The following is a 21,515-nucleotide window of genomic DNA, read 5'->3' as shown; positions in this document are numbered from 1 at the left end:
GGAAGCTACTTGCGGCTCAGGTTGCGATAGTCGACCTGGCGGTGGAACTCGTAGGTGTAGCCTTCGACGGAGGCCGCCATCACCGCATCCTGATTCGGCTGCCACAACATGATCTGCGGCATCAGGTCGAAATGCATCGCATTGAGCTTGCGGCCGGCCTCCTCATACTTGGCCTTGTCCGGCTCGAAGCGGGCTCCCTGCGCGATCGCGGCCAGGTCGGGATTGTTGATCGACGAGTAGTTCCAGCGCTGATTGCCGGTGTAGAAGTTGCGGTAGAAGTAGTCCGTCGACGGCAGCCAGGCGACGATGCCTTCGGTGAAGAAGGGCAGCTTCTTCTCGTTGATCAGCGTCGACATCTGCGCGTCCGGCAGCTTCTGGATGTCGACCTTGATCCCGATCTTGCCGAGCGACTCCTTGATCAGCGCCGCCATCGGCTCCGCCTGGGAGGCCCACCCGACATTGAAGCTGAAAGTGGTCGAGAAGCCCTCCGGGAAACCGGCAGCCTTGAGATATTCCTTTGCCTTGTCGAGGTCGAGCTTGACCGGCTGCTGGAACGGATAGATTCCGTTCAGCGGTTTGCCGTCCGGCCAGCTGGCGCCGTACAGCGGCATGCCGCGGCCGAACAAGGCGGCCTTGAACATGTCCTCATAGGGTAGCGCGAACGCGATCGCGCGGCGGACGTTGACGTTGTCGAAGGGCGGGATCTGGTTGTTCATCGAGACGTAGGTGATCGCGTTGTATTGCGGCGTCGAGACCACCTTCAGCTTGCCCTTGGCTTCGAGCGACTGGACGTCGCTCGCCTGGAGATCGAGTACGATATCGGCATCGCCGCGTTCGACCAGATTGGCGCGGGTCGCCGGCTCCGGCACCGATTGCACGATGATGCGCTTGAAGAAGGCGGGCCGGTCGGGAGAACCGCGGTTCCAGGCCTCGTTGCGCTTGAGGGTCACCTGCTCGCCGGGCTTGAAAGTCTCGACCACATAGGCGCCGCTGCCGGCGGTGTGCTCCTTCAGCCAGGCCATCGCCCACGGATCGTCCGCCGTCGCATGCTCCTTGGCCAGCTTCGAGTTGATGATCATCGGATAGACAGTGGCGAGATTCGGCAGCGCCAGCTTGTCGGGCTTCGGCAGCGTCACCTCGATCGTCAGGGGATCGATCACCTTGAACTGGTCGGCCGAGGTGAGCGATCCCGTCAGCAGCTGCGCCTTGCCGAGGATCGGCGCGGTGACGCAGCGGTCGAGCGACCACTTCACGTCGTCCGCCGTCACGGGCGAGCCGTCCTGGAACTTGGCGTCCTTGCGCAGGCGGAAGGTGATCTTCAGGCCATCGGGGCTGACGTCGTAGGATTCGGCGAGCTCGCCGTTGATGGTGTCGAGATCGAACACCCATTTGCCGTTGAGCTGCTTGCGACCGAACGACACCAGCCGATCGTAGGTGCTCATGCTGAGCCCGAAGGATTCGCGGGTCGCGCCGGGGATGTTTGGATCGAGCGTGTTGACGGATGCGCCGGTCACATAGCGCAGCGTTTCCGCCCTGGATTGCGCATGCGACGGCGCGGTCGCGATCAGCAACAGCGCGGTGGCGGCGAGGATCGTGGTCGCGGATCTGAAAGACACAAAACGCATTCGTTTTCCCTTGAATTGTCGAACAGGAAGGTCGCCAAGGCTGGTCAAGAAAGAAGCAAGTTGCGCGCCAATCTTCGCTGCGGCGGGGCATGGATGATCATCGCTGCTCCTCCATTTTTCGCGCCGGCCGCGCAACCACCGCCTGCGGCACGTCGTAGGCGCTGAGCGAAGCCCAGTGCCGCTCGACATCGGCGCGGAACAGGCCGCGTGTCAGCCCATTCACGAGCTTGGGCACTGCGGTGGTCATCGCATTGATCGACGATCCCGAGGCGCCAAAACTCATCGTGGAGGCGATGGCGAAGAGATGGATGTCGGAGATCCACGGCGTCTTGCCGGGCACGCGCTCGGTGAAGGCATAGTCGTCGGCGAGATAGGGAAAGCGGCCGAGCCGTTCATTACGTTCACCCTCCGGCGGCTGGTAGCGGTCGGCCCAGGTGGCGATATTGCCGGCAAACCTGGAGAGCTCGCCGCGGCCGGCAAAGTTCATGTCGATGCCTGCGCCGCAGATGACGAAATCGGCAATGATGGCGCCCCGCGGCGTCTGCAATTCAATGGCTTTGCCGGTCTCGCGCGCCGCTTCGATCGGCGCGCCCTCGTGCAATGTGAAATTGGCGTGGCGCGCGCAGCGGTCATAGGTTGGTTGCGGAAATCCTTCCCGCATCTCGAGGACCTTGCGCATGAAGCGCCAGCGCCAGGCATCGTCGAGATCGCTGAGATGGCGCAGGAAGCCGCGGAAGGTCAGCCAGCGATAGGGTTGGATCACCTGGATCTGCGTCCGGCGGCACAGCAAGTGCACCTCGGCGGCACCCGCCTCCAACGCGGTGGCCGCATTGTCGAAAGCGGATGCGCCCGCACCGATCACGGCGACACGCTTGCCGCGAAGTCCTTCGAAATCGATGTCGTCGGCGACGGTCGCGACCGAGCTTGCCGGCAGATGCGCTAGCTGCTCCGGGATCATCCAGCCGCCCATCCCCTCCTGCCCCGTCGCCAGCACGATCTTGCGCGCATAAAGCGTCTCCGTCCCTTCGGCATGCTTCACGCGCGCGGCGAGCAGGCCGTCAGCCGCTGGCGCAATCTCCAGGAGCTCACAGCCGTTGCATACCGGCAAGCCGATCGTGCGCCTGAGCCAGATCAGGTACTCGGCCCAGTGCGCGCGCGGAATCAGATCGAGCGCCTGCCAGCTTTCCTTGCCGAACCGGGCTTCGTGCCAGGACTGGTAGGTGAGGCTCGGGATGTCGAGGTCGGGGCCGGTGTAATCCTTCGGGCTGCGCAGCGTCGGCATCCGGGCATAGGTGAGCCACGGGCCCTCCTTCCCCTCCTCGGCCTTGTCGATCAGGAGGATGTTGCTGACGCGGGAGCGCATCAGGCCGAAGCCGATGGCGATGCCGGATTGGCCGGCGCCGATGATGAGCACATCCAGCGCAGGATTGCCGTCCGGCCCGGTCTTCGGTTCGAGCCATGCGGCACCGGGATGCGCGATCCGAGCGAGATCGGCGCGCACGTCCGCTTCGAGCTGGGTGAGCGCCTCACTCATGCCGCGAGCCAGCCTCCGTCGACCACCATCACGGTGCCGGTCGTGAACGAGGACGCATCGCTGGCGAGATGCAGCGCGGTCTGGGCGATCTCCTCCGCCTGACCGAACCGCTTCATGGCGTGGCGATTGCGCGAGGCCTCGCGCACTTCCTCTGAATTGGCGTGACGGGCGAAGCTGCGGCGAAGCATCGGCGTATCGATCGCGCCCGGCGCGATGGCGTTGACGCGGATGCCGTCCGTTGCGAAATCCACCGCCATCGTCCGGGTCAGGCTGACGATCGCGCCCTTGGCAGCGATATAGGCGCTGTTGCCCCTGCCGCCGGCGATCGCGAGCTGCGATGCCAGCGTGATGATCGAGCCGCTGTTCTGCCGCTGCATCTGCGGCACCGCCGCCCGCGCCCACAGCCATGTGCCGCCGACATTGGCGCGGAACACCGCATCCCAATCGTCCGGGCTCGTGGTCAGCACGGTGCCGCCGCAGGAGAAGCCTGCTGCCGTCATCAGGATATCGAGCCTACCGTGCCGCGCGATGACCTCGCCGACAACAGTTTCGGCGAATGCGGCATCGCCGACGTCGCCGACATGCGTCGTTGCTTCGCCCAGCAGGCGAAGCGTTTCCTGGAGCCCCGCGGCATCGCGATCGACCAGAGCGAGACGCGCTCCTTCTTCTGCAAACAGTTTTGCGCTGGCGCGGCCAATGCCCGAGCCGGCCCCGGTGATGATGGCGGTGCGTCCCTGCAGCCGCATATTAGATCCCCTCCTTGTGCTGGACCCACCAGGCGCTCATCGCAGCAGCGGACTCGGCGCAGCCGAACCGCGCGTGCCAGCCGAATTCATCGGTCATCCGTGCAACCGAGAGCGGTGCGCGATCGCCGCCGTGCAGCTTGATGAAGGTCTTCTCGCCCGGGTTCGCAAGCCGGCAGTGCAGGCCGGGATGAAGTGCCGCAAAGGCCTCGCCCCATTGCAGCGCCGACCAGGCCGCGCCGCTGGAGATGTTGTAGAGACGATGGCGCGGCCGCTCGGCCTCGATCAGCACAGCCACGGCCTCGGCGGCGTCGACGGCGTAGGTCCAATCTTTGAAGCCCGGTCCCGGCATGATCGCTGGCTCGCCGCGAGCGAACGCCGCCAGGATCTGGAATTGGAGGCTGGGCGTATCGCGCACCGCGCCGGCCCGCTCCCACGGGCCAAACACGGCGCTCAGCCGCACGCTCAGGAAATCGCCGCCAAAGAGCTCGGCATGGCGCGCGACGGAGCGCTCCGAGGTGAATTTGCTGATGGCGTAGAACGAGACGGGATCGCAGGCCGTTTCCTCGTCCAGGACTTGATGACGCTGGCCTGCGGCGCCATAGGCGGACGCCGAGGACAGATTGACGACGCGGCGAACGCCGTGACGGATCGCCGCCTGCAGGATCGGGATCTGCGCCATGACGTTGATCTCGAGAACGCGCGCGGGCGACGCCCTCTCGAGATCATCCCCGGCGGTGATGGCCGCACCCAGCACGATTGCGTCCCAGCCTTCAGCGATGAGGGTATCGATACCGGCCGCGTCGGTGATATCGCCTTGAACGATTCGGAGTCGCTCCCGAGAATCCAGCAGGGATCGCTGCGCGGCCGGCGGCAGCGGCGAACGATCATACAGCGTCACGTCGTGGCCGCGCGCGAGCAACGCCTCCGCCAAGTTGAGGCCGACAAAGCCGGTGCCGCCGAAGATGACGATCTTCATCGCGCGCGATCCGCCATCACAGCAGTTTTGCCCCAAAGTTCCGTTCCGGATCCATGTCGGCGACGAGCCGGCCGGTCGGCCTCGCCGCCTCGCCGCCGCTGCGCGCCAGGAATTTTCCGCTGCCCGCACTCGCGAGACACTTATTGCCCTCGACGACCACGCGGCCGCGCGAGAGCACGGCTACCGGCCAGCCCTTCAGCTTGCGGCCCGCGAACGGCGTGTAGCCGGTGAGATCGTGCATCATCTCATCGGTGATCGTCACCTCGCGGTTCGGATCCCAGACCGCGATGTCGGCATCGGCGCCGATGGCGATCGAGCCCTTGCGCGGATGCAGATTGTAGATCTTTGCCGGCGCCGTCGCCGTCAGCTCGACGAATTTTTCGAGGCCCAAGCGACCCTTCGACACCATCGCGTCGAACAGCAGCGGCAGCCGCAGCTCCAGTCCCGGCAGGCCGTTGGCGACCTGCTTGAAGTTCGGATTGGGACCGGCGCGGAGCTTGCCGGTCTCGTCATAGCGATACGGCGCGTGATCCGACGAAATGGTCTGGAGGTCACCGAGCGAGAGCGCCTGCCACAGCGCCTCTTGATCCGCGTGCGTACGTGGCGGCGGGCTGCACATCCACTTGGCGCCCTCGGAGCCGGGCTTGTCGAGATCGCCAGCGGTCAGGAACAGATATTGCGGACAGGTCTCGGCAAAGACCTTCAGCCCCTGCCCGCGCGCATCGCGGATCACCTTGGCGCCTTCGGCGGTCGAGACATGGAAGATCATGATCGGCTGGTCGATCAGCGCGGCCATGCCGATCAGCCGGGTGAAGGCTTCGGCTTCCGACACGCGGGCGTGGCTGACGGCGTGGTATTTCGGCATGGTGTAGCCGCGCGCGAGCAGGCGCTTCACCATCCAGGCGATGATGCCGTGGTTCTCGGCATGCGCGCACAGCATCGCGCCGGACTGGCGCGCGGCGAGCAGGATGTCGAGCAACGGCTCGTCATCGACCTTGAGCCGGTCATAGGTCATGAAGATCTTGATCGACGCATGGCCCTGCTTGACCAGCGCGGGGATGTGCTCCTCGACCGTCTCCCTCGTTGCATCCGCGATGATCATATGGAAAGCGTAGTCGATCACCGCGCCCTTCCTCGCCAGCGCGTGATAGTCCTCCACCACCTGCGGCAGCTTCATCCCGACATGCTGGGCTGCAAACGGGATCACCGTGGTGGTGCCGCCGAAGGCGGCAGAGACGGTCGCGCTTTCGAACGTATCGGCATTCATGATGCCGGCAGCGGAGAGCTGCTCGATATGCGCGTGGCTGTCGACGCCGCCGGGCAGCACCAGCTTGCCGCGCGCGTCGATCTCGCGCTTGGCCGCCGGAAGGCCCTTCCCGACGGCTGCAATGGTCTCGCCGGAAATCGCGACATCGGCCTCGAAGACGTCGGTGGTGGTGGCGACGCGGCCACCGCGGATGATCAGGTCGTAAACTGGTTCAGTCATGAGGCACTCCATGATATGCCTGAAACGAGTGATCTCCATTTTGCAGGAAGACCATCATGTCCCGGCCGCGCATTCTCGTCATCAACCCGAACTCCAACCATAAGGTCACGCAAGGGCTGGAGGATGCGCTGAAGCCGCTCGACTTCGAGGGCGGGCCGGAGGTGGTCTGCCAGACGCTGGCCGAGGGGCCCTTCGGCATCGAGAGCCAGGCGGACGCCGACAGCGTCGCGATGCCGCTGCGAAAGCTCGTCGAAAGCGACAACAGCTCGGCCGCCTTCGTCATCGCCTGCTACAGCGATCCCGGGCTTCAGGTCTGCCGCGAAGGCACCGAGCGCCCCGTGTTCGGCATCGCCGAGTGCGGCGTGCTGACCGCGCTTTCCCGCGCCGAGACCTTCGGCGTGATTGCGATCGCCCAGCGCTCGATCGCGCGCCACATGCGCTATCTCAGGCAGATGGGCCTGACCGACCGCCTCGCCGGCGAGCGGCCGCTCAACATGAGCGTTGCGGAAACGGCTTCGGGCGAGGGCACGCTGGCGAAGATGATCGAGGTCGGCCGCGCGCTGCGCGACGAGGACGGTGCCCGCGCTGTCGTGATGGGCTGCGCCGGCATGGCGCGCCACCGCCGTGCCCTGGAAGACGCGCTGCGCATTCCCGTGATCGACCCGACACAGGCGGCCGTCACCATGGCGCTGGGTACGGTGCAGTTCTCGGCTCACTAGGCGTCCTTCAGCTCTTTGGCGTCCTGCCGCGCGAGCCATTGCGCATGGCTCTCGCGGACAAGTGCGAACGTATCCCGCTGCGTGGTGTAGAGATTGCCGAACATACGGCCGATCGGCCGGTACGCGTCGAGATCGACATACATGTTGGCCTCGTCGACGAGGCCCTCGCGGGCATGCACCCTGAGCACCTCGCCAACCAGCAGCTCACGATCAGGTGAGAAGGTCAGCACCACATGGCGCCGGCACTCCAGTGCGAACGGCGCCGCGGCGAGGCGCGGCACCTTCACGTCCACCGACGGAAGCGTCGCCAGGCCCGTTGCGGCGACCTCGCTGTCGCCGGAGGGGAAATCGACCGCGCAGTCGTTCATCGCCACCGACAGCGCTTCATCCACCATGTGCACGACGAACTCGCCGTCGCGATGGATATTGCGGGTCGTGTCCTTCGGGCTGTGATCAGGCTTGTGCTGCAGGCCGAGCACGATCAGCGCGGGGCTTTCCGAGAAGACGTTGAAGAAGCTGAACGGCGCCGCATTGACAGCTCCGCTCTCGTCCAGCGTCGTCACCAGCGCGATCGGCCGCGGCACCACAACGCCGCAGAGCAGCTTGTAGCGGTCACGCGCGTCGAGCTCGCACAGGGAGATGCCCTTGTCAGCCATCGGCGTCACGTCTCCGGCGGCGGCACCGCGCCGGTCTGGCTGGTGATCAGGCCATAATGCTCGATGCGGCGATGCCGGGCGAAATCGAAGATCGTGGTCTTGCCGAAGGTCGTGGCATCGAGGTCGCAAGGATGAACCAGAACTTCGTCATCTTCGGTCTTCGCTTCCACGACGATCTCGCCATTGGGATCCACGATCAGACTGCCGCCGAACAGCGGGTGGCCGTCCTCGACGCCGGCCTTGGCCACCGCCACGACCCAGGTCGCGTTCTGGTAGGCGCCGGCCTGCACCGAAAGGCGATTGTGGAACAGGCGCTTTTCGACGCCTTCTTCGCTCTTCTCCGCATTCACCGACGGCGTGTTGTAGCCGATCAGCACCATCTCGACGCCCTGCAGGCCCATGACGCGATAGGTCTCGGGCCAGCGGCGGTCGTTGCAGATCGCCATGCCGATGATGCCGCCGAGCTCGCGCCAGACCTTGAAGCCGAGATCGCCCGGCTCGAAATAACGCTTCTCCAGATGCTGGTGCGAGCGCCTGGTGTCGTACTCCACATGGCCCGGAAGATGGACCTTGCGATATTTGCCGACGATCTTGCCGGACTTGTCGGTGAGAATAGCTGTGTTGAAGTGATGACCGTCGGGCGTCAGCTCCGCATAGCCGAAGTTCATCGCCATTCCGTGCTGCGCGGCACGCTCGAACAGCGGCCTTGTCGCCGCGTTCGGCATCTCCCGCTCGAACCAGACGTCGAACTCGGCCCGGTCCTCGACATACCAGCGCGGGAAGAACGTCGTCAGTGCCAATTCGGGATAGACGATCAAGTCGGCGCCCTTGCTCTTGGCCTCGTCCATCAGCGCGATCATGCGCTTGACCACGGCCTCGCGGCTATCGGCTTTCTGGATCGGGCCCATCTGGGCGGCGGCGACATTGACGATTCGCATCAGCGACTTCCTGATCTCTTCACGAATTTCCTGGCGAGGCTGGGGATCGCAGCTTCAAGGGCGTAGCGGCAGCATAGCGCCGCCTTGCGTCCGTTTTCCAGCCAAGCAGATTTCATGCCGTTCGCCCCCATTCGGCATCCTGCAACAGCCGCCAGTTGATCTTGTTGCTTGCAGTGCGCGGCAGCTGGTCGACGAAGACGACCGCGCGCGGCGCCTTGTAGCTCGCCATCACGCCACGCGCCCAGCCAACGATGTCATCGGGCGATGTCGTTGCCCGCGCCGCCTCGTCCAGCACGACAAGCGCCTTGACGGTCTCGCCGCGGTAATCGTCCGGCGCTGAAATGATGCAGCACTCCCGGATTGCGCGGTTCTGGTACATCGCAGCCTCGACCTCGGCCGGCCAGACCTTGAAGCCGCTGACATTGATCATCCGCTTGAGGCGATCGACGGCGAAGAAATAACCGTCGGCGTCGCGAAAACCGAGATCGCCCGTGCGCAGGAACCGCTTGCCGTCGCGTTCGATGAAGGCTTCGGCGTCCGCCTGCGGTCGGTTCCAATAGCCCTGCAGCACCTGCGGTCCATGCACGATGATCTCGCCGACGACGTTGTCGTCCAGCTCGACCAGGCTCTCGGGGTCGATGATCCGTGCATCCGTCTCGTGAACGGCGATGCCGAGGCACTGCCGTTTCGGCACCGCCATCGGGTTGAGATGCGTCGGCGACATCGTCTCGGTCATGCCGTAGCCCTCGACGAAATCGAGCCCGAAGCGTCCTTTGAGCCGTTCGGCCACCGCTGTCGGCATTGCCGCGCCGCCGCCGGTCAGCACCCTGAGCTTGGCAAAGCTGCGGTCGCGGAAGCCGGCGCTTGCGAGCACATCCACGATCATGGTCGGCGCCGCGTTCCAGAACGTCGCGCCATAGGTTTCGAAGAGGTCCGGCAGCAAGTCCTTGTCCCAGCGCGCCATCAGGAGCAGCGTGGCCCCAGTGACCATCGCCGCATTCATCGAGCCCTGCATGCCCGCAACATGGAACAAAGGCATGAAGCCGGTCATCACGTCGCTGCCATCGAGCCGATACCAGCGCGCCTGCAACACGGCGGTGAACAGCGCGCTGCGATGGATATGCATGCACGCCTTGGGCTTGCCTGTGGTGCCCGACGTGTAGGGCAGGATCATGAGATCGTCCGGCCCCGCGGTCATCACAGCCGGCTGCAAGCCTCGTGCGATCGCGGACGACCAGGAATGCCAGCCCGGCGATGACGGCACCTCCGTCGGCGCTTCCGTCACGCACGATGGCAGCGTATAGGGCGTCGCGGCAGGAATCTCGTCGCGATACTGCGCGACGATCGCATGCCTGATGGCCTCGCCCAGCAGCGGGGCAAATACATCGCTCAGTTCGCTCCCGACGATCGCGACCTTGGCCCCGCTATCCACGGCGAGATACGCGATCTCGACGGTCTTGTTCATGGGATTGACGGGTACGATCACGGCGTCCGCCCGCATCACGGCGTAATAGGCGATGACATATTGCGGCGAGTTCTGCAGCGCGATCATGATGCGGTCGCCGCGCTTGACGCCGCAGGCGCCCTGCAGGAAGCCGGCCATGGCATCGACACGCTCGCGCAGCTCGGCGTAGCTCAGGCTCGCGCCGTAGAATACCGTCGCCGGATGCGACGGCCGTTCACGTGCTGCACGCGCCAGCGCGTCGTACAGCGTTCCCTCCGGCATCGCGAGATGCCAGGGCTCATCCGCCGGCCAGGCCGGCGACCGGCGTGGCGTTGCGTGATCCGCGTTCACCCGTGCTCCTCGTCGGCGATATCGAGACCGTGATCGAGCGCGTCCAGAAGCTGGTCAGCCTCGCGCTCGGAAATGACGAGCGGCGGCGCCAAAAACAGCGAGGTCTGCTCGCCGCTGGTGCCGATCACCGCACCGGCTTCCAGCGCCCGCTCCGCGACGCGCGAGGCGATCGGCACTTCGGTCGTGTCGGCGCGCCAGGTGCGCCAATCCGGCCCGTGCAGCTCCACCGTCCAGTGCAGCCCCTGCCCCGCGACGCGCTGCACGCTCGGATGCTTCTGCGCGATCGCGAGCAGGCGGCGGGCGAACAGCTTCTCGAGCTGCTGCACACGCTCCAGAATCTTGTCGCCCGTGACAACCTTCAGGTAGGCGCTGACGGCCGCCATGCTGATGGGATGGCCGCGCAGCGTGCCGTAGTTCTGCCAGCTCGTCCCCTTGAGGCGTTCGACGATCTGTTTCGATGCCACCACCGCTGCGACTGCCGCCGCGCCGCCGCCGAGCGATTTTCCGAGCGTTACGATATCAGGACGGCTTTGCGCGCCTTGGAATGCGAACCAGCGCCCCGCGCGGCCGGCACCCGTGACGACCTCGTCCGCGATCCAGTATGAGCCGGCCTGCCGCGCGCAGCGCGCCACCTCGTCCTGATAGGCACCGTCGTAGTAGATGCCGCCCTGGGTGTAGTCGATGATCGTCGCCGCCGTGTCCGAGAGCAGCCGCGTGGCATCGGCGAGATATTCGCTCGGCGGGGTATTGGTGGTGGGCGCGCCATAGATCGCGCCATCCGGCGCCGGCAGAACCCGCACGGGTGCCATCGGGGCGGGTAGCCTCGAGCCGCCCGCGTGCACGGCAAGGCCGCCATGCCATTGCGGCTGCACCGTCATGCTGCGCGACAGGCCGGTGATGCCATGATAGGCGCGTTCGCGCGTCGCCAATGCGGACCGCTGCGTCAGCGCCTGACAGAGCGACAGCGCCATGTCGTTGGCCTCGCTGCCGCTGATGCAGAAGCGCACCGCGCCGACCCAGTCCTCCTCGCCTTTGAAAGCTGTCGCCATCAGATCGTCCGCGGCCTGCTCGCGGCCGACCCAGGTCCAGCCCTCGTTGACGACGGGCGTATCCGCCGCGCGGCGGATCGCCTCCACCATCGCGGGATGGCGATGGCCGAGACCCCCGCCGGTGTTGCTGCCGTCGATGAGCTTGCGGCCATCGGACAGGTGAAAGTAGACGCCCTCGCCGCCGACCACGGCCATCGGGGCGGCCTCGCCCGCATTCAGCCCGGTTCGCAACAATCTGCTCATCGCCATCCCCTCACTCTGCAGCCGCGGCGCCATAGCCGCCGCCGCCGCACATCTCGATCGTGACGAGATCGTCTTGCTGCAACACCAGGTTGGACTTGCCGTCGATCGCGACGTTCGCGCCGTGCCTGACCAGCGAGATACGGCACGCCTTGCCGGATTCGCCGCCCTGCATGCCCCAGGGCGCAATCACCATCCGTTCGATGCAAGTGGTCAGGTGCATCGACGGTGCGAGGATGCGATAGGTGCGGACCGAACCGTCACCGCCGCGGTGCGTCCCCGCGCCGCCGGATTGTCGGCGGATGGCCTGCTGCTCCAGCCGGATCGCGTAATTCGCCTCGATCACCTCGACCGGCGTATTCGAGGTATTGGACAGATGCACCCGGGTTGCCGACATGCCGGCCCGATCGTGGCGCGCGCCTTCGCCGCCGCCGTGGACCTCGTAGAGCATCTTCCACGATCCGTTCGGCCGCGGTTCGGCAAAGAACAGCACACCCGCAGTGGTCGCCCCGCCGGCCGACAGGCGTTCGGGGATGGTGTCCTGCATGGCGCGAAAGATCGCATCGACGATGCGCATGGACGTCTCATGGTTGCCGGCGGCGACGGACGCCGACCAGCCCGGCTCCAGGATCGAGCCCGGGCGCGTGATGATGGTCAGTGGCCTGAGCGCGCCGGCGTTCTGCTGCATGTCTCGTCCGCTCATGATGCGCGCGGCATAGGCGACGGCCGAGCGCGCCATGAACGGTGTCGTGTTGCAGAAGTTCGAGACGCGGTCGCAGCTGCCGGAGAGGTCGAAGGTCGCCTCGTCGCCGCGAATGGTGATCTTCACATGGATCCGCGCCGACGCGTTGTTGTCGCTGCCGTCGTCGAGATAGTCCTCGCCCTCATAGACGCCGTCGGGAAGGTCGCGGAGCGCCTCGCGCATCTCGATTTCGGAGAGATCATGCAGGCGCGACTGCGCCGCCATGAAGACCGCCTTGCCGTGCTCGCGGCAGAGCTCGACGATGCGCTTCTCGCCGGCTTTGGTCGCGGCGATCTGGGCGAGGAGATCGCCCTCGCAGGATTCGGCATCGCGGACATTGGCCTTGAGCAACTGCACGATCGGCGTGTTGACGCCGGCTGAAGTCGCGATCAGCACCGGCGGAATCCGCAGTGCTTCCTGAAACGTGTCGACGGCCTTGGCGAAATAGCTGCCCGGCCAAGTGCCGCCGATGTCGGGCCAGTGCGCGAGGCTCACCGCGAACGCCACGATCTCGCCATCGACGAAGACGGGGCGCACCACCTTGACGTCGTTGAGATGATTGCCCCCGAGCGCGCCGACATTGTAGATCACGACGTCGCCGTCGTTCAGGCTGTCGCGCGGCACCACCTTCAGCAATTCGGGGATGGTGTAGGCCATCGCGCCGAGATGGATCGGGATGTCGCGCCCCTGCCCGACCAGACCGCCGTGGCCGTCGGTGATCGCCGACGACAGGTCGCCGGCCTCGCGCAAGAGCGGCGAGCGCGCCGAGCGCGTCATCACCAGGCTCATCTCCTCGGCTGCGGCCGAGAGACCGTGCCTGATGACCTCGACGACGAACGGGTCGAGCTTCATGCCTCCCTCCGCGTCAGGAACAGATTGCCGGATACATCAGGCTTTGCCTGCCAGCCCGGCGGCACCACCACGGTGGACCATGCGTCTTCGATGATAGCCGGACCGCTGACGGTCTCGGTGAGCGAGGCGCGGTCGATGATTGCGGTCGGAATGTCATGGAAGCCGTCGAACGAGCAGCTGCGCGTGTCCGTTGACGCCGCTCTCACGGCCGTCGCGGGCCGGCTGACGACCGTCGTCGACGGCCGGCGCGCCTGCACTCGCACGGATTCGATGACGCAGGGCTCACTGGTCGCATAGCCGAACAACTCGTGATGCCGCGTCAGGAAATCCTGCTTCAGCCTGGCGACATCGAGCGGCAGTGTGAACGGCACCGGAATGGCGTCGTTCTGCGCCGCATAGCGCATCAAGGCCACCAGTTCGACCTGGATCTCCGCCTTCGCAACTCCGTTTGCGAGCAACGGCGCGGATGCATCGGCAATCAGGGCCTCGATCCGCTCCGATACGCGTGCGAAGTCGATGCCATCGAGGGCGGCGCGAAGAGTCTGCTGCTGGAGGAAGCTGAAATCGGCGGTGAGACAGCCCAGCGCCGAGAAGGCGCTGGATGCACTGGGCACGACGACCTCCGCGATCCCGTAGAGATCGGCGAGGCCCGCAGCATGCATGGGGCCGCCGCCGCCGAAGGCGAGCAGCGTGCAGTCGCGTCCGTCGATGCCGCGCTCGACCGTGACGCGGCGAAGCGCGCGGGCCATGGTCGCGTTCGCGACCTTGATGATGCCGAGTGCTGTTTCGGTGAGGCTCAATCCCAGTGCGTGCGCGATTGGCTCGATGACACGCTTGGCGCTATCGATGTCGATGCCAATGCGGTCGCCAAGCTTGGTCTCGGGATTGAGATAGCCGAGCACGGCGTTGGCGTCGGTGATGGTCGGCTCCGTGCCGCCGCGGCCGTAGCAGGCCGGCCCCGGCTCGGAGCCGGCGCTCTCCGGCCCGACCGTCAGGCCGCCGGGACCGTTGCGCACGATCGATCCGCCGCCCGCGCCGATCGAATGCACCGCGAGCATCGGCTGGCGCAGCGGCTTGTCACCGAGCATGCGGCCGTCGGTCATCTCGGCCTGGCCGTCGACGATCAGGCACACGTCGGTCGTGGTGCCGCCCATGTCGAACGTCAGCATCCGCGAGGTGCCGAGCTGGCGCGCGATGCTGACCGAGGCAGAGACGCCGGCGGCCGGTCCCGACATCGCCATCACCAGCGGCCGCCGCTTCACTGCCGAAATCGGGATCATGGCGCCGGCGGAATGAAACACCTGCAATCCCGGCCCGATCGGCAGCCGCTGCTCCAGTTCGCTCAGATACTCGACTGCGATCGGCATCGCGGCTGCGTTGAACACGGTCGCCGAAGTCCGCTCATACTCGCGTGCCTCGGGGTTGACCTCGTGCGACAGCGAGACATGGGCGACGACCTCCTTGAGGCGCTCGCCGAGCATCTTCTCGTGGACGGGATTGGCATAGGCGTGAAGCAAGGCCACCGCGACACTCTGCACGCCGGTGTCCTTCAGCCAAGCCAGCAGGCGCTCGATCTCCGCTTGCTCCAGCGCCTTCAGCACCCGACCCTCGTGATCGAGGCGCTCGGCAAGCCCGAAGCAGCGTTCGGGCGGCACCAGCGGCGGCGATTTCGGCGGAATGTCGAGCCGATAGAGATCGCGGCGGCGATAGCGCGCGATATCGAGCACGTCGGCAAAGCCTTCGGTCGCGACCAACGCGACCTTCGGCAGCCGGTTCTCGACGATCGCGTTGGTGACGCGCGTGGTGCCATGGACGAAGCGCTTGACCTCGCTCTTGCTTAGGCCCACCGCCTCGATCGCCTCCAGCATCGCTTGAACCGGCGCCTGCGGTCGCGAGGGCACTTTCGCGATCCGAGCTTCAGCGGAATCGCGCCTGATGGCGATGATATCGGTGAAGGTGCCACCGATATCGGTGCCGACTTCCCAGTGACTTTCAAAAGAGCTCATGTTGCGTCAGCTACGCGTGGCGTCCGAACCGGACGCCGGGCCCTTCCCGTCCATCGCAAACTCGAATGCCGAACCGAGAGCGCTCATCTTGCATCCCCTGTCATGCCACCGTCAGCGAGCGTGCGACAGAGCGGTGGCCTTCCGACAGGGCCAGAGTTGTCGCAATTCACTGGGCCAGCAGGCCCATGGCGCAGCGCGCCACAGCACGGGATGCACGTTTTGGTGCAGCAGTGCCTGCAGAGACAGCACGCGAACGCGCGCTGTTCCGCGCCGGAAACGCGCAACGCACCATAGATTTCTCTGGGCAATTCGCGATGTCTATTGCACTGCAGTCCGAGCGACCAAGTTCAGCTGTCTAATTTGCAGGCGATCAATCGGCAGCGTGGGCGTTCCGGATGCCTATGAGCTATGCACCGCAGTCGGCTCAGCCTCCCCTTATTGTACGATCAGTAAGAGAGCGACTTGGCGGGTCGGATGGTGCGTCGCGAGAGGCGCCGCCGATGCAGACTGCAATTCTTGCAAGCAGTGGAGCGGCATCCTCGACGCGCAACCGCCCGTAGCCGAACACCAGGCCTTGTCGCGTCGGCCGCTCCAGGAAATTCTGCGACAATGGCTGCACGTGGATGCCGGCCTGCTTCAGGACCGCGGCCGCCTCCCGATCGCTCATCCGCGCCTGCATTGCGTCGGTGAACAGTGCCACCAGGTGCAGGCCGGTGACGGCGGAGGACACGGTCAGATCATCCGGCATCAGCGCTCCGATCGCCTCGATCAGCGCCTTTCGGCGCGCAGCATAGACCCGCCGCATCGCGCGCAGGTGCCGCAGCAGATGCCCTTCCCGCATGAATTCCGCCAAGGCGAGTTGTCCGATGCCGGATGTGTGCACGTCGATTCGCGCGCGGCCCTTGGCGAACCCTTCGATGAAATGCCTGTTCGCGACGAGGTATCCGAGCCGCAGGTTCGGCATCATGATCTTCGAGAAAGTGCCGAAATAGATCACCCGGCCCTCGCGATCGAGCGAGCGCAGTGAGGCGATCATGCTGTCCTGATGCCTGAACTCCGAATTGTAGTCATCCTCGATCACCCAGACGTCGTTCCTGTTCGCCCAGTCGAGAAGCTCGAGCCGCCGCTCCAGGCCCATGCTGATCCCGAGCGGGTATTGATGCGATGGCGTGACCACGATCAGCCGCGCGCGCGGTGCGCGCCGAATTCCTTCCGAGACGACCAGCCCCTTGTCGTCGACCGGGATCGGAACGATGTTTGCGCCGGCCGCCGTGAGCGCCCATCGCGCCTCGACGAAGCCGGGCTCCTCGACCCAGACCTCGTCGCCGGGATCGAGGATCATCCGGCTGCAGAAATCCAGTGCTCCCGACGTGCCGGAGGTGACGACGACCTCGTCCGGCGAACAAACGAGACCGCGTACGGAGCTGAGGAAGTTCGCGATCTCGCTCCGCAATCGCGGATGGCCTTCGGGCGGAAGATCGAGGCACTCCTGCTCTCTCGGATTCTGCCAGGCCTGGCGCAGCAGGCGCGACCAATCCTTGAACGGAAAGGTCGAGATGTCGGGTGCGCCCGGAGCGAACACGGACGGCCAGTTGGTCTCGTAGTCGAGACCGAGCAGCGCGCGCCAACGCTCCGACATGTGGGCAGGCTTGCCAGCAGGCGACGCGGGCTCGGCATGCGGGGCCGTAACGGCAGCCACAATGACGCTGCCGCGCGGCGTCGATTCCAGATAGCCCTCGGCGTAGAGCAGATCCCATGCCGTCAGCACCACGGTCCGCGAGCATCCCAGTTCGCGCGCGATCTCGCGCGAACCGAGAAATTGCGTTCCTGAGGGAAAGGCGCCGCACAGAATGCCGTCACGGATATGCTTCGCGATCTGCAAGTGCAGCGGCACCGCGGAGGTCCGATCGATATGGATCCCGGCAAGGGATACACGCTTGCTCGGATGACGGCTGTTGTTCATGTCTCGCCTGCCGGGCAACGCAGGTTCTGCCCGCTGTCATTCCGGGGGCGCGCCCCGGAATGACAGCGCGACTTTTCCTTACGCGCTCGCCTGGGTCACGAACTTCGTGTTGAGATAGCCCTCGATCGCCTCGAGGCCGCCTTCGGAGCCGTAGCCGGAATCCTTGATGCCGCCGAACGGCACTTCGGGCAATGCGAGGCCGTGATGGTTGATCGACACCATGCCGCTCTCGATGTCGGCACCGATGGCCTGCATCGTCTTGGTCGAGGTGGTGTAGGCATAGGCCGCCAGGCCGTAAGGCAGGCGGTTGGCCTCAGCCACCACCTCGTCATAGCTGCGGAACGAGGTGATCGGCGCCACCGGGCCGAACGGCTCCTCGTTCATGATGCGGGCATCGCGCGGCACGTCCGTGAGCACCGTCGGCTCGAAGAAGAAGCCTTCATTGCCGATGCGCTTGCCGCCGGCCTTGACCTTGGCGCCGCGCTGGACCGCGTCGGAGACGAGGCCCTCCATGGCATCGACGCGGCGCGGATTCGCCAGCGGTCCCATGCGCGTGTCCTTGTCGAGGCCGTTGCCGACCTTGAGGCTCTTGGCCGCCGCCACGAACTTGTCGACGAAGGGCTCGTAGACGCTCTCATGCACCAGGAAGCGCGTCGGCGAGACGCAGACCTGGCCGGCGTTGCGGAACTTGTTGGCCGACAGGATTTTTGCGGCGTTGTCGAGGTCCGCGTCCGCGAACACGATCGCCGGCGCATGGCCGCCCAGCTCCATGGTGACGCGCTTCATGTGCAAGCCCGCGAGCGCAGCCAGATGCTTGCCGACGGCGGTCGAGCCGGTGAAGCTGATCTTGCGGATGATCGGATGCGGAATGAGATATTCCGACACCTCCGCCGGCACGCCGAACACCAGCTGCACGACGCCGGCCGGAATGCCCGCATCCACATAGGCCCGCACCAGCTCCATGCAGCTCGCAGGCGTCTCTTCCGGGCCCTTGACGATGATCGAGCAGCCGGCGGCGAGCGCCGCCGAGATCTTGCGCACCGCCTGGTTGATCGGGAAATTCCAGGGCGTGAAGGCGGCGACCGGGCCGACCGGCTCCTTGGTCACGAGCTGGGTGACGTTGCCCATCCGCGGCGGCACGATGCGGCCATAGGCGCGGCGCGCCTCTTCCGCGAACCAGTCGATGAGGTCGCCGGCCAGCATGGTCTCGCCCTGCGCTTCCACCACCGGCTTGCCCTGTTCCATCGTCATCACGGGCGCGATCTCGGCGGCGCGCGAGCGGATGATGTCGGCGGCCTTGCGCATCAGCTTGTAGCGGTCGAACGGCGGGGTCTTGCGCCAGATCTCGAAGCCCGCCTTGGCCGCTTCCAGCGCGCGATCGAGGTCGGCGCGCGAGGCATGCGGGGTCTTGCCGATCGGCTGGCCGGTGGCGGGATTGAGGATGTCCTCCGACTTGCCGGACGAACCATCGGTCCACTCGCCGGCGATGAACATCTGAACTTTCGGGTACATCCGTGCTGCCTCCTGCATGATTTTCAGTCTTCGACGGGTTGGCGCCGCCATCTCGAGCCGGCGCAGAGCTACACCGAAAGACAGCCGGCGAAAAGAGATCCGTGATGCCGCCCGCAGCGCATCGCTGACCTTCCCGGGCACTATCTCGTGGAGGCAAATCCACGGTTAGAACCGATCGAGATTGGGGCGGCGCGCATTGCAAGTCTCGCCCGCGGGCCAGATATTGCCGGGAGCCAGTCAATCGCATCCAAATCGGTCATCCGCCCACCATGCCCTTCTTCCGGCTCGACGACGGCGACCTTCGTCCCGACGAATCCATGGATTTCAACCCGGAGGACGTGCCGCGCGCCATCGCAGCCTTCGGCGGCGAGATGGTCACAAAGGGAACGGAGGTGGCCATGCACGCCCATACCAAGGACGAACTCGTCCTGGCCCGGCGCGGCATCGTCAGGCTGGAAGCCGGGCGAAACATGTGGATCGTGCCGCCGCGCTGCGCGGTCTGGATTCCCGGCCATGTTGCGCATGGCGTGAGCGTCGCTGGAGATGTCGAGGTCTATTGCCTGTTCGTGGAGCCGAATGCGGCACCGGCGCTGCCGCGGCAATGCTGCACGCTGACGATATCCCCTTTGCTGGAACGTCTGCTGGTCCATGCCTCGCACATGCCGGCCCTCTACGACGTCGACGGGCCAGACGGGCGGATCGCGGCAGTGCTGCTGGATCAGCTCTCGCTGGCGCCTGTCGAAGAGCTGCGTTTTCCCATGCCGGCCGATTCCAGGTTGCGCAGGATCGCGAGCGCGATGATGGCCGCCCCTTCCGACCGCGCGACGATCGAGGACTGGGGCCGCCGCATGGCTGTTGCTCCCAGAACCCTGACCCGCACCCTGCAACGCGAGACCGGCATGAGCTTCGGCCGCTGGCGCCAGCAACTCCACATCCTCATCGCGCTTCAGCGCCTCGACCAGGGAGCGTCGGTGCAGGCTGTGGCGCTCGATCTCGGCTATGAGGGCGCGAGCGCCTTCGTCACCATGTTCCGCAAAGCCCTGGGCAAGCCGCCCGCGCGATACCTCGCCGAGCGCCGCGTCCTCGCGCACTGACCGGAAATCGCAATCGATTGTCACGTTCGCGGAATGCGGCCGGCAGACCGATTCCGTATTCAGGCTCCAAGGCCCGTCCGCGGGCGCATTATCCGGAGCCGAGAAACATGGATTCCCTCAGCCAAGGCCTTGTCGCCGACGTTCTTCTTCGTCTTCATCGGGAAGCGGAGGCGGCCGATGCGCCGCTGATGCAAGCCATGGGCGAAGCAACCGATCAGCAGGGTGCCATCAGGCACTTCATCGAATCCGAGACCAGGGATCTCGCGGGGGTCTATCGCGGGCTCGCGGACAATTTTCTGAATGTGTCGCCCGAGTTCGGACGGTTTCTCTACCTCTGCGCCCGCGCCTGCAAGGCGACCCGCATCGTGGAGTTCGGCTCTTCGATGGGGATTTCCGCCATCTACATGGCCGCCGCCTTGCGCGACATGAGCGGCGGCCGCCTGATCGGGACCGATCTCGAGCCCGCCAAGATCGCGCGTGCACGCGCCAACCTCGCTGCCGCAGGGCTCGACGACCTGGTCGAATTTCGCGTCGGCGATGCGCGCGAAACCCTCAAGGCCGGCATCGGCGGCGAGATCGACATGGTGATGCTCGACGGCGCGTTTACGCTCTATCTTCCCATCCTGAAGCTGCTCGAGCCCCACCTGAAGTGCGGCGCAGTGATCATTGGCGAGAACGCGTTTGCGGAAGGCGCGGGCTATCTCGACTACGTGCGCGATCCCCAGAATGGCTATCTCTCGCTGCCGCTGCCGTTCAATCCGGGGCGCGGCAACGAACTGACCATCAGGACCAGGTAGTCCCGGCGGCGGCTGAGAAATGATTGGAGCCACTTTGAACGAGCCCGACCAACCCCGGATGTCCGAGCCATCGAAGCCGCCGCAGGGACGGGTCACGCGCATGTTGCTGCAATGGCTCATGCGCCCTGCGCGCATCGCCGGGATCGAGGTGCTCTCACCCCGCTTTCGGTCGATCGCGATCGAGGGCGACGCACTCAGGGGCCTTGCATGGACCGTGGGTCAGAAGATCCAGGTCGCGATGGGATCCGGCCTGAGCGCGCGAACCTACACGCCGATGTCGTGGGACGCGGAGAACGGACGCACGACATTGCTGGCTTTCGCGCACGGCAGCGGTCCTGGCAGCCGATGGGCAAGCAGCTTGCAGGAAGGCGACATATGCTGGCTCTTCGGCCCGCGCCGCTCACTCGAACCTTCCGCGGGAGAACCGCCCCTAGTTGTGTTCGGCGATGAAACCTCATTCGGCCTTGCTTCGGCACTCCAGGAGAGCCGACAGGCGGGCGGCACAATCCACGTGTTCGAAGTTTCCGATGCCGCAGAAGCAGGTCCCGTTCTGGCGGCGATCGGTCTCGCCAGCGCGACACTGATCGCGCGCAGCGCCGAGGATGCCCATCTCGCAGCCGTCGAGGCCGAACTGCTGCGCTTTTCCGCAAGCGCGCATTTCGTCCTGACCGGCAAGGCTTCGTCGATCCAGCGTATCAGCCGGGCCCTGAAAGCGGCCGGCGTCGCAACATCGCGGATGAGGACCAAGGCCTATTGGGCGCCGGGCAAGACAGGATTGGATTGAC

General features: G+C 65.7%; 17 protein-coding genes. 4 read left to right on the top strand and 13 right to left on the bottom strand.

Annotated elements, in window-relative coordinates; all coding sequences use genetic code 11:
• Positions 1-5 precede the first annotated feature (5 nt).
• The 5 genes from EDE08_RS17890 to hydA all read right to left on the bottom strand — a co-directional run bounded on the left by EDE08_RS17890 (position 6) and on the right by hydA (position 6,367).
• Positions 6-1,625 carry an ABC transporter substrate-binding protein gene (locus tag EDE08_RS17890; RefSeq protein ID WP_131870043.1) on the bottom strand — a complete coding sequence of 540 codons (1,620 nt, stop codon included), beginning with the start codon at positions 1,623-1,625 and terminating at the stop codon, positions 6-8.
• A 97-nt stretch (positions 1,626-1,722) separates the two neighbouring features.
• Entirely contained in the window at positions 1,723-3,159 is a 1,437-nt protein-coding gene (locus EDE08_RS17885) for an NAD(P)-binding domain-containing protein (RefSeq protein ID WP_131870044.1), read from the bottom strand.
• Positions 3,156-3,905 carry an SDR family oxidoreductase gene (locus EDE08_RS17880; RefSeq protein WP_131870045.1) on the bottom strand — a complete coding sequence of 250 codons (750 nt, stop codon included), beginning with the start codon at positions 3,903-3,905 and terminating at the stop codon, positions 3,156-3,158. The genes EDE08_RS17885 and EDE08_RS17880 overlap by 4 nt, the downstream gene beginning before the upstream one ends.
• Before the next feature lies 1 nt (position 3,906).
• Entirely contained in the window at positions 3,907-4,881 is a 975-nt protein-coding gene (locus EDE08_RS17875; protein ID WP_131870046.1) for an NAD-dependent epimerase/dehydratase family protein, read from the bottom strand.
• A 16-nt stretch (positions 4,882-4,897) separates the two neighbouring features.
• Entirely contained in the window at positions 4,898-6,367 is a 1,470-nt protein-coding gene (gene hydA, locus EDE08_RS17870) for a dihydropyrimidinase (RefSeq protein ID WP_131870047.1), read from the bottom strand.
• Between the two features lie 56 nt (positions 6,368-6,423).
• Between hydA and EDE08_RS17865 the strand changes: the two genes are divergently transcribed.
• A complete protein-coding gene (locus tag EDE08_RS17865; protein WP_131870048.1) occupies positions 6,424-7,086 on the top strand; it encodes an aspartate/glutamate racemase family protein in 663 nt (220 codons plus the stop codon).
• On the opposite strand, the gene EDE08_RS17860 is transcribed toward EDE08_RS17865, so the two are convergent.
• From EDE08_RS17860 to EDE08_RS17825, 8 genes are all read right to left on the bottom strand, one after another.
• Entirely contained in the window at positions 7,083-7,742 is a 660-nt protein-coding gene (locus EDE08_RS17860; protein WP_207913032.1) for a flavin reductase family protein, read from the bottom strand. The two genes, EDE08_RS17865 and EDE08_RS17860, sit on opposite strands and share 4 nt — an antisense overlap.
• A 5-nt stretch (positions 7,743-7,747) precedes the next feature.
• On the bottom strand, positions 7,748-8,680 hold the full coding sequence (locus EDE08_RS17855; protein ID WP_131870050.1) for an N-carbamoyl-D-amino-acid hydrolase: 933 nt from the start codon (positions 8,678-8,680) through the stop codon (positions 7,748-7,750).
• A 112-nt stretch (positions 8,681-8,792) separates the two neighbouring features.
• Entirely contained in the window at positions 8,793-10,475 is a 1,683-nt protein-coding gene (locus EDE08_RS17850; protein ID WP_131870051.1) for a long-chain-fatty-acid--CoA ligase, read from the bottom strand.
• Positions 10,472-11,767, bottom strand: a complete 1,296-nt coding sequence (locus tag EDE08_RS17845; RefSeq protein ID WP_131870052.1) for an aminotransferase class III-fold pyridoxal phosphate-dependent enzyme — start codon at positions 11,765-11,767, stop codon at positions 10,472-10,474. The genes EDE08_RS17850 and EDE08_RS17845 overlap by 4 nt, the downstream gene beginning before the upstream one ends.
• 10 nt (positions 11,768-11,777) lie before the next feature.
• On the bottom strand, positions 11,778-13,358 hold the full coding sequence (locus EDE08_RS17840) for a hydantoinase B/oxoprolinase family protein (protein WP_131870053.1): 1,581 nt from the start codon (positions 13,356-13,358) through the stop codon (positions 11,778-11,780).
• On the bottom strand, positions 13,355-15,364 hold the full coding sequence (locus tag EDE08_RS17835) for a hydantoinase/oxoprolinase family protein (protein WP_131870054.1): 2,010 nt from the start codon (positions 15,362-15,364) through the stop codon (positions 13,355-13,357). The genes EDE08_RS17840 and EDE08_RS17835 overlap by 4 nt, the downstream gene beginning before the upstream one ends.
• 424 nt (positions 15,365-15,788) lie before the next feature.
• Entirely contained in the window at positions 15,789-17,327 is a 1,539-nt protein-coding gene (pdxR, locus tag EDE08_RS17830; RefSeq protein WP_131870055.1) for a MocR-like pyridoxine biosynthesis transcription factor PdxR, read from the bottom strand.
• 78 nt (positions 17,328-17,405) lie between these two features.
• Complete coding sequence (locus tag EDE08_RS17825) at positions 17,406-18,839, bottom strand: NAD-dependent succinate-semialdehyde dehydrogenase (RefSeq protein ID WP_207913030.1); 1,434 nt, start codon at positions 18,837-18,839, stop codon at positions 17,406-17,408.
• A gap of 269 nt (positions 18,840-19,108) precedes the next feature.
• On the opposite strand from EDE08_RS17825, the gene EDE08_RS17820 reads away from it, so the two are divergent.
• From EDE08_RS17820 to EDE08_RS17810, 3 genes are all read left to right on the top strand, one after another.
• Positions 19,109-19,933, top strand: a complete 825-nt coding sequence (locus tag EDE08_RS17820; RefSeq protein ID WP_131870057.1) for an AraC family transcriptional regulator — start codon at positions 19,109-19,111, stop codon at positions 19,931-19,933.
• Positions 19,934-20,040: 107 nt separating this feature from the next.
• Positions 20,041-20,730 carry an O-methyltransferase gene (locus tag EDE08_RS17815; protein ID WP_131870058.1) on the top strand — a complete coding sequence of 230 codons (690 nt, stop codon included), beginning with the start codon at positions 20,041-20,043 and terminating at the stop codon, positions 20,728-20,730.
• Positions 20,731-20,788: 58 nt separating this feature from the next.
• Positions 20,789-21,514, top strand: coding sequence for a siderophore-interacting protein (locus EDE08_RS17810; protein ID WP_245524811.1), 726 nt, complete (start codon positions 20,789-20,791; stop codon positions 21,512-21,514).
• Position 21,515 lies beyond the last annotated feature (1 nt).

Source organism: Bradyrhizobium sp. R2.2-H (assembly GCF_004346455.1).
GTDB classification, from domain to species: Bacteria; Pseudomonadota; Alphaproteobacteria; order Rhizobiales; family Xanthobacteraceae; genus Bradyrhizobium; species Bradyrhizobium diversitatis.
The sequence above is the reverse complement of the archived record's forward strand: the minus strand, read 5'-3'. Positions and strand labels throughout refer to the sequence as shown.

What these genes read in the sequence shown, in the direction of transcription:
- EDE08_RS17855 (WP_131870050.1), bottom strand. Translation starts at nt 8,680, where the DNA reads ATGCGAATCGTCAATGTCGCCGCCGCCCAGATGGGCCCGATCCAGAAA.
- EDE08_RS17875 (WP_131870046.1), bottom strand. Translation starts at nt 4,881, where the DNA reads ATGAAGATCGTCATCTTCGGCGGCACCGGCTTTGTCGGCCTCAACTTG.
- EDE08_RS17880 (WP_131870045.1), bottom strand. Translation starts at nt 3,905, where the DNA reads ATGCGGCTGCAGGGACGCACCGCCATCATCACCGGGGCCGGCTCGGGC.
- hydA (WP_131870047.1), bottom strand. Translation starts at nt 6,367, where the DNA reads ATGACTGAACCAGTTTACGACCTGATCATCCGCGGTGGCCGCGTCGCC.
- EDE08_RS17835 (WP_131870054.1), bottom strand. Translation starts at nt 15,364, where the DNA reads ATGAGCTCTTTTGAAAGTCACTGGGAAGTCGGCACCGATATCGGTGGC.
- EDE08_RS17840 (WP_131870053.1), bottom strand. Translation starts at nt 13,358, where the DNA reads ATGAAGCTCGACCCGTTCGTCGTCGAGGTCATCAGGCACGGTCTCTCG.
- EDE08_RS17810 (WP_245524811.1), top strand. Translation starts at nt 20,789, where the DNA reads ATGTCCGAGCCATCGAAGCCGCCGCAGGGACGGGTCACGCGCATGTTG.
- EDE08_RS17885 (WP_131870044.1), bottom strand. Translation starts at nt 3,159, where the DNA reads ATGAGTGAGGCGCTCACCCAGCTCGAAGCGGACGTGCGCGCCGATCTC.
- EDE08_RS17860 (WP_207913032.1), bottom strand. Translation starts at nt 7,742, where the DNA reads ATGGCTGACAAGGGCATCTCCCTGTGCGAGCTCGACGCGCGTGACCGC.
- pdxR (WP_131870055.1), bottom strand. Translation starts at nt 17,327, where the DNA reads ATGAACAACAGCCGTCATCCGAGCAAGCGTGTATCCCTTGCCGGGATC.
- EDE08_RS17815 (WP_131870058.1), top strand. Translation starts at nt 20,041, where the DNA reads ATGGATTCCCTCAGCCAAGGCCTTGTCGCCGACGTTCTTCTTCGTCTT.
- EDE08_RS17865 (WP_131870048.1), top strand. Translation starts at nt 6,424, where the DNA reads ATGTCCCGGCCGCGCATTCTCGTCATCAACCCGAACTCCAACCATAAG.
- EDE08_RS17890 (WP_131870043.1), bottom strand. Translation starts at nt 1,625, where the DNA reads ATGCGTTTTGTGTCTTTCAGATCCGCGACCACGATCCTCGCCGCCACC.
- EDE08_RS17825 (WP_207913030.1), bottom strand. Translation starts at nt 18,839, where the DNA reads ATGTACCCGAAAGTTCAGATGTTCATCGCCGGCGAGTGGACCGATGGT.
- EDE08_RS17845 (WP_131870052.1), bottom strand. Translation starts at nt 11,767, where the DNA reads ATGAGCAGATTGTTGCGAACCGGGCTGAATGCGGGCGAGGCCGCCCCG.
- EDE08_RS17820 (WP_131870057.1), top strand. Translation starts at nt 19,109, where the DNA reads ATGCCCTTCTTCCGGCTCGACGACGGCGACCTTCGTCCCGACGAATCC.